The 4,231-nt window shown below is 51.7% G+C and carries 1 protein-coding gene and 2 rRNA genes; 1 reads left to right on the top strand and 2 read right to left on the bottom strand.

From position 1 onward, the window contains the following. Positions 1-156: PfkB family carbohydrate kinase (locus tag Q0903_RS19805; protein ID WP_366141522.1), on the top strand; the 156-nt coding region annotated here is incomplete at its 5' end. A 772-nt stretch (positions 157-928) separates the two neighbouring features. On the opposite strand, the gene rrf is transcribed toward Q0903_RS19805, so the two are convergent. Beyond that, positions 929-1,043 (bottom strand): 5S ribosomal RNA (gene rrf / locus Q0903_RS19650). A 98-nt stretch (positions 1,044-1,141) separates the two neighbouring features. Beyond that, positions 1,142-3,978, bottom strand: a 23S ribosomal RNA gene (locus tag Q0903_RS19645). Positions 3,979-4,231: the final 253 nt, after the last annotated feature.

Here is a 4,231-nt window from a genome sequence, read left to right as displayed (position 1 = left end):
ACCGGAGCTGGTGACAGTTTTAACGGTGGATATTTGGGGTGTTATTTTTTGGGTTTAGAGCATTTTGCATGTTTAGAGTTTGGTCATTTGTACGGGAGTTGTGTTGTTGGTTCTCGTGGTGCGATTATCGGTTCTGTTGATTTTAGTGCTGAGTAGTTTGAGTATTTGGGCGTTTTTTTTGTTTTGAACATAACGTGGTGCCTTTGACGTTGTTTTTGACTGTCTGGATTTTGTTTGGGTTTCGGGATGGTCTTTGATGCTCGGAGCACCTCATAGTTCGGTCTGCCCTATAAGGGGCGTGTTGGGGCCATGACAGCGCGCTGCAGTTCTGGTCCGGTTTACGCAGGACCAACGGGAGGCACCCGGGATATGTGATCCGGTTCGGGACGGTGTTATGTCTTGATCCAGCACGCAGCCGTTTGTGGCGAATGCAGAGCGAGACTTGTTTTCAGGGGAGGCTTTATTTGTGCCGGCCTGGAATAGGGAACACCGTGGGGTGCCAAAAACATCCATGCCCGTTTGAACGGCGCAGACCAGGAAGACATCCGTGTGATTTCGGGCCCAAAGCTGCCGGATCGTAACATCACACGGATGCATATCTTACGTGAGCGATGCAGGTTCATTTACACCCACCAAGGTATTGCGCGCTTTCAGCTTTGATTGGTCATTGTGCAAGGAGAGATCCCAAGGGGACTTATTTCGGGGGTGGTGAGACCCCGCTGACCAGCCTGTGACCACCGTATAGCCAAGGGCGAGTTACCGGTGGCACGCTACGTCCGCGCAGCAGGCGCGTTCGCTTGCCTTCACAGTGCGAGAGACATCAGCCGCTCAAGGCTTTGAGGCCCAAACAGCAAAACGCCGCACTGTTTTCACAGGGCGGCGTTTTGATCGTCATCGAGAAGAGAGATACTCATGAGGAACTTATTAGGTTTGGCGATGACCTACTCTCCCACGCCTTAAGACGCAGTACCATCGGCGCAGTAGCACTTAACTGCCGGGTTCGGGATGGGACCGGGTGTTTTGCTTACGCTATGATCACCAAACCAAATAAATTCCTCATGTCCAAGTCAGTACAACTGATGTGTGTGTATGCTTTTGATTGTCTAGCGACAGTGAGGCCTAAGTCTCTCTGTTACTGGATCAAATCAAGCCTATCGAGCCATTAGTACCAGTCAACTGAACGTATTACTACGCTTACATCTCTGGCCTATCGACGAGGTGGTCTACCTCGGCTCTCAGGGATACCTTGTTTTGAGGGGGGCTTCCCGCTTAGATGCCTTCAGCGGTTATCCTGTCCGATCATAGCTACTCTGCACTGCGGCTGGCGCCACAACAGATCCACCAGTGGATCGTTCACCCCGGTCCTCTCGTACTAGGGGCAACTCCTCTCAAGTATCCTACACCCACGGAAGATAGGGACCGAACTGTCTCACGACGTTCTAAACCCAGCTCACGTACCTCTTTAAACGGCGAACAGCCGTACCCTTGGGACCTGCTCCAGCCCCAGGATGAGATGAGCCGACATCGAGGTGCCAAACACTGCCGTCGATATGGACTCTTGGGCAGTATCAGCCTGTTATCCCCGGCGTACCTTTTATCCGTTGAGCGATGGCCCTTCCACTCGGGACCACCGGATCACTATGGCCGTCTTTCGACTCTGCTCGACTTGTCAGTCTCGCAGTCAGGCTGGCTTCTGCCATTGCACTCAACGAGCGATTTCCGACCGCTCTGAGCCAACCTTCGCGCGCCTCCGTTACGATTTAGGAGGCGACCGCCCCAGTCAAACTACCCACCACACAGGGTCCCGGATCCGGATAACGGACCGCGGTTAGACATCAAGCAGAACAAGGGTGGTATCTCAAGGGAGGCTCCACAGGGACTGGCGTCCCTGCTTCAAAGCCCACCACCTATCCTGCACATGTTCGGCCTAATGCCAGTGTGAAGTTGTAGTAAAGGTGCACGGGGTCTTTCCGTCTAACCGCGGGTAACCGGCATCTTGACCGGTAATTCAATTTCGCTGAGTCTATGTTGGAGACAGCGGGGAAGTCGTTACGCCATTCGTGCAGGTCGGAACTTACCCGACAAGGAATTTCGCTACCTTAGGACCGTTATAGTTACGGCCGCCGTTTACCTGGGCTTCAATTCAGAGCTCTCACCCCTCCTTTTAACCTTCAGGCACCGGGCAGGCGTCAGACCCTATACGTCGTCTTACGACTTCGCAGAGCCCTGTGTTTTTAATAAACAGTCGCCACCCCCTGGTTTGTGCCCCCAGCCTCTAGTTGCCTAGAAACCGGGCCTCCTTCTCGCGAACTTACGGAGGTATTTTGCCGAGTTCCTTCAACATAGTTCTCTCAAGCGCCTTGGTATTCTCTACCTATCCACCTGTGTCGGTTTAGGGTACGATCTAACGATGGAGCTATTTCCAGGAACCTCTAAGCAGCCCATTCAATCCGATAAGGATGAACTACCTTCGAGATCCGTCACTTCCATCTGGCCCAGGAATATTAACCTGGTTCCCATCGACTACGCCTTTCGGCCTCGCCTTAGGGGTCGGCTTACCCTGCTCAGATTAGCTTTAAGCAGGAACCCTTGGATTTTCGGCGAGAGTGTCTCTCACACTCTTTGTCGCTACTCATGTCATCATTCTCACTAGTGATCTCTCCACCGGATCCCTCACAGGCCGGCTTCACAGAAAGCTCCTTGTGTCTAATCCCACCCGAAGGAGGGTAAAGACACATGGAACTATGTCACACTACGCTCTGCTACCATGCAATAAATGCATCCTAAGCTTCGGCTCATGGCTTGAGCCCCGTTACATCTTCGCCGCAGGACAACTTATTTAGACCAGTGAGCTGTTACGCTATCTTTAAAGGATGGCTGCTTCTAAGCCAACCTCCTGGTTGTTTTGGTCGTCCCACCTGCTTTCCCACTTAGCCATGAATTAGGGGCCTTAGCTGTAGGTCAGGGTTGTTTCCCTCTTCACGACGGACGTTAGCATTCGCCGTGTGTCTGCCGACTAGTACTCATCGGTATTCGGAGTTTGGTTAGGATCAGTAAGCCTGTGGGGCCCCATTACCCATCCAGTGCTCTACCCCCGATGGTATTCGGTCGACGCTCTACCTAAATAGATTTCGCAGAGAACCAGCTATCTCCGAGTTTGATTGGCCTTTCACCCCTAGGCACAGCTCATCCCGATCCTTTTCAACGGATGTGGGTTCGGTCCTCCAGTAAGTGTTACCTTACCTTCAACCTGGCCATGCCTAGATCACTCGGTTTCGGGTCTGATCCCTCAAACTCATTCGCCCTATTAAGACTCGCTTTCGCTGCGCCTACACCTAGCGGCTTAAGCTTGCTTGAGAGACCAAGTCGATGACCCATTATACAAAAGGTACGCTGTCAGGCCGCAAGGGCCCTCCAACTGATTGTAGGCGTTCGGTTTCAGGTACTGTTTCACTCCCCTCGTCGGGGTGCTTTTCACCTTTCCCTCACGGTACTGGTTCACTATCGGTCAGTAAGGAGTACTTAGCCTTCGAAGGTGGTCCTCCGATCTTCAGACAGAATTTCACGTGTTCCGCCCTACTTAATACGTCCAATCATGCTTCTTATACGGGACTATCACCCACTCTGGTTGCGCATTCCAACGCATTCTAACCACAATCATGGCTCGGCTGGTCCCCGTTCGCTCGCCGCTACTAGGGGAGTATCATATTGATTTCCTTTCCTCCGGGTACTTAGATGTTTCAGTTCCCCGGGTTTGCTTTTCTAAACCTATATATTCAGTCTAGAAATACCTGTTTTACCTCATTATTGAGAGCCACCGAAGTGGCAACAATAACAAAGTATCAGGTGGGTTGCCCCATTCAGAAATCCATGGATCAAAGCTTATTCTCAGCTCCCCATGGCTTATCGCAGAGTATCACGTCTTTCATCGCCTCTTACTGCCAAGGCATTCACCAAACGCCCTTTTCGCGCTTGATTTGATCCAGAAAGAGAAGGACTCAACGTCCCTCGTGGACAACAGAAGCTGGTAAGAAACTGTTTATCCCTGTTTCCAGATCAAAAGCATACATAACTACCGCGACCCGTGCGGATCGCAGCATTTTCGAGTGGCCTTACGACCACTCCGGTTAGTGTACTTGACTTGGACAACACTGCCTATTTCAGATGGCAAACACTTGCGGGATCGAGGAAACAATCCATGGCAAATGCTTGTAACAAGGCGAACCCTGAT

Source organism: uncultured Sulfitobacter sp. (assembly GCF_947502895.1).
Lineage (GTDB): Bacteria > Pseudomonadota > Alphaproteobacteria > Rhodobacterales > Rhodobacteraceae > Sulfitobacter.
This window is presented reverse-complemented; position numbering and strand designations above follow the sequence as displayed.